This window comes from Bartonella sp. AC130YNZD, from assembly GCF_042196865.1.
In the GTDB taxonomy this organism is placed as follows: domain Bacteria; phylum Pseudomonadota; class Alphaproteobacteria; order Rhizobiales; family Rhizobiaceae; genus Bartonella.
Genome location: NZ_JBHIQZ010000047.1, coordinates 1 through 4,136, shown reverse-complemented (window position 1 = coordinate 4,136; position 4,136 = coordinate 1). Strand labels below are relative to the sequence as shown.

1 protein-coding gene and 1 pseudogene are annotated in these 4,136 nt (G+C 45.3%); both read right to left on the bottom strand.

All coding sequences use genetic code 11. The features are described from left to right. A pseudogene (locus ACFINU_RS08890) lies at window positions 1–2,322 on the bottom strand (filamentous hemagglutinin N-terminal domain-containing protein); the annotation flags it as partial. Between the two features lie 25 nt (window positions 2,323–2,347). Continuing rightward, the coding region (locus ACFINU_RS08885; RefSeq protein ID WP_375667587.1) for a ShlB/FhaC/HecB family hemolysin secretion/activation protein at window positions 2,348–4,136 on the bottom strand (1,789 nt) is incomplete at its 5' end.

Genomic DNA, 4,136 nt, shown 5'->3' with positions numbered 1-4,136 from the left:
ATGGCACCAAAATCATTCAACAAATCCCCATCAACTTGTAAAGCACCATTGCCCTTCACATAAATTAAGCCCGTTTTGTTGTTGGTCACATCCCCCGTCACGCCAAAGACTAAATCCTGCCCCGATGCCAATTGACCGCTATTTCCAAGCTCCCCCGTCTTGATCACGAAATCTCTGGCTGCTAAAACCGACGTTGTCTCATCAATCATAACGCTTGGGGCAACAAAAAGAATATCTCCAGTCCCACCGCCATCTCTTACGGCTTGTAGCCGCGCATTGTGAATATCAAGGGCATTGGTGCTGTTAAAATCTAAACCGCCATAAGTCAATTTGCTGCCCGAGACATCAATATGATCTGCAATTAAATACAGCGTTTGCGGCGTGTAAATATGAGAACGATTATTGCTTAAATCGAGAGTGTTTGCCGTCAATCTCACATCCCCCTCAGCAGACAACACATTCTCAACACTGATCTCTCCTGATACCGATGTCAATGTTGCGTTGCCATAGCCTATGACCTGATCATAATAGATGTCGTTGCCTGCAAAAATTTCAATATTGCCACCACTGGCAATCTGACCAACATTCACCCCTTCTTTTGCTGTAATCAAAAGAAAGCCCTTTTCATCTAAAACAAGATCCCCTGAACCGCCCGTAGAAACGACACCTGTCATCAGTGTGCCTGCATCAAGGCTGCCAACCTTTAAAACAGCTTCTTCACCCGTCATCAGTGAAGAAAAGTCAACCACCCCACCCTCAATATTTGCCTTGCCATAGGCTAAAAGTTGCCCAAAATGAACGGGAGCATTTGTTGCTGGTTGTGCTTGAATGGCAACATTTTGATGCGATAGAATTGTTTGAGAAACAGATAGCCTGTTATGAGAAACCAGGGTGATATCTCCTGCTCCATAAACACTTTCAGCGACAATCGCACCTTGACGGCTCTGGAGATCAACATCCCCTTGGGTGCCAAGAACAATAACACCAGCAGCACCCGTTGCCGCCATATCAACCCCACCGGCTAAAAAATGGGCTTGTATATCACCACCGGCATGCGCCTTGAGCTTCCCTTGCGCTAAAACAATCCCCTCAAGCTTCAAGTCTCCGCCCGCTTCAAGAGCCATATCAGCGCCTGACCCTAGCCCTGAAACTTGAAGTGTCTGGCGCGAAGACAGCTCCATATCGCCCCCAGAGGTTGCCTTACCGGCAATCGATAAAAGCCCATCCTGCGCCTCTATTTTCAAATGACCCTCAGCACCAACCGTTTCTAACGTCACATCCTTATGGGCGGCAATATCAATATGCTTTTTCGAGGTGATGTGCTTTGCCAATACGCTCTGGCTTTTCGATTTGAGGACAACACCCCCATGACCAAAAACATTCTTCAACGAGATTTTCCCATCAGCAGAAAGATGCAACTGCCCCGCATTGGCTGCCATATCATGGCGCATGCGAACCCCAACACCTTTTTCGGTTGCCACAAGTTTAATCTGATCCGCCTGTAGAGCCCCCAAAGCAGAACCATCTATCGCATATTCTGGTTTACCAGTAATATCGGTCAGTTCTTTCATTTCCCGTGAAGCATAATCAAAGTGACCCGTCCCTGCTGTCACTCCAATTTCTCTTCCCGCAACAGCTCCTTCAAAATGCACTGTGCGTGAGACAATATCGACAATATCAACCGCCCCTTGACCAGAGAAAAAATTGGCTCCCTTTGCTCCAAAGGTGATATCCCCACCTCGCACCTCAAAGCCTTTCAAAAAACCGCTCGCATCAATTTCGGGTACACCTGTGGTTAAGGTCGCATGGGGCGTATTGATAAAGCCACAACCATCACAGCTTATCCCATTGGGATTGGCTATAATCACATCGGCTGGGCTCCCAAAAACCTCTCCTGGACCATGAAGCGCACTGCGCTTGCTGCTGGTCACTTCATTTAAAATCACTTTCGCCGAACCCGTGAGGCGCAAATGCGGATTGCCCGGCATAATGCCCCCCCAACTGCGATTGCCCCACTTCTTGTGCATGATTGTTCCAAATCACACCTGCATTGCCAATATTAAAATCGTAATATTTATTGTGTGATAAGCCCTTGCCATTGGGGGTAACAATATCAATCGAGGGAACCCCATTGGGCGCTGCCACTATATCTGGACGATGGGCGGCATTCGCGTTAGGATCAACTGCAATTTGCGCCTGTAACGCTGAAGATGCGAATAAACAAGAAAAACCAAGTCCCCCAAATAAAACCTTTTTGAGCATCGTACTGGAGACTAAAACACCTAATAAAGCTGCTCTTTCTGCTCTCTTCTCATATCTCATACGTTAACTCCCCAATAAAAAATGCTTAAAGTTCCATTGTTAATGTCATAAAAAATGTTCCTGATTTTTTGTGCTTAACTGTGCTCCAAAAAATACTGGAATAACTGGCATCAAGAGAGACCATGCCTCCCGCAAGCTTGACACCGGCTGTCCAACCGGCAAGCTGGTCACTCTTAATCCCATACAAAACTTGCGAAAACACACGCCCATAATCCAAACCAACATAAGGGCGAAGTTCACCAAAAACCTTTTTGAAGGTCGCGTGATTGCTCCACGGAATGGTGCGTAGCAACAAATCATTCCGGCTAAAAAAACCGTTATTGCCAAAAAGCAAACTCTCACGCGTGCCACGAACATTGGAAACGCCCCCCAACGAAATCTGCTCAGCACCCAATAAATTATGCGGTGAATATTGACCACTCAAAAGATTGCTCAGTATAAAGTCCAAGCTCCCTACCTTAAAAGGCGTCATGACACTAAGCGTACCGGTAAATTTGGCAAATTGTGGCTCCGCATCCCCTGCCCCTGGCGCATGTTTCTTTACTGAATGAAACAAAGGGAGCCCTTGCAAATAACTCACATCAAAGGTCCAGGTCCCCCCCAACATCTGGCGCGAATGCGAAATGCCAAAATTGGCGACGCTATATTGACGGCTGCCCACTTCAATCTTATTGCCAAGAAGGTAATTGTTGGTTCTTTTATAAGAAAGACCTAAATTCAAGGTTGTAAGGGAAACACTATCACGGTAAAGAACCCTGCTTGTACTGGCGTGCAACTCACTGGAATCCCCCGTCGTCTCAATATCGGTAAAATTGCCAGGGATTATGCTTTGGTAATTATAAACAGTGCCATTCAATCCAAAGGTCCAATAACCGTACGGAATACTCACACTCGCTGAAATGTTATTACTATGTCCTTCTTGCTTGCTCCCACCCCAATAATCGGGCTCACTGCGTTGATAGTTAAAATCCCACGCATCATTCATCCCTAAAATATTTTCTACCCTCAAGCCCGCATTATAACGCGCATAACCCGTGGAAGATTGTCCCATATTGTCATGAGAAACAGTAACCTTGAACGTTTTATCGGGATGATTGTTAATATTGACAATGGTGCTCCCTTCTTCACGCCCTGGAAGAAGTTCGCTTTGAGCGTGCGCTGAACTCAAACGGTTGATCTGATCAAGCCCCTGTTCAATATCGCGCATGTTCAGAACATGACCTTGAAGCCCAGGAAAAGCACTCCATACAACACTGTTATAACGAGATGCCGGTGAACCATTATAGTAAATCTCTGAAAGCTTGCCCTCAACGACAACAAATTTGAGCGTCTTGCTGTTTTTGATATCTTGATCAGGAATGTAAAAACGCGCCGTTACATAGCCTTGATCCAAATAAACTTTGGTTAACTTCTTGATTAAGAGCTGAATATCAAAAAGACCGATACATCTTCCAACATAAGGCTCTGTTACGGCTGATATAGAGCGCTTTTTGACATGATGCACTCCCTCAACAACAACAGCATGAATGGGAAAACATTGCTTCCCACCCAAAAGCATTTCTGGATTTTGCTCTGAAGGCGTCTTGATCCTTTTAGGCGTTAAAGACTGTAATTTCTCAATTCTTTCTAATTGCTGCTTTTCTGAATACCTACGAGAAAAATTATCGGTTGGGGAATGAAAAATAGCTGAGGAGCGCGCATAAACATTTACACCTGTAAACAAGCCAAAGAAAACAACAATGGCACGAAAAATTCTCAAAAGAGAACTTTGGCGTAAAAATACACAAAACAATACAGATTGCCCCCGCTTTGCA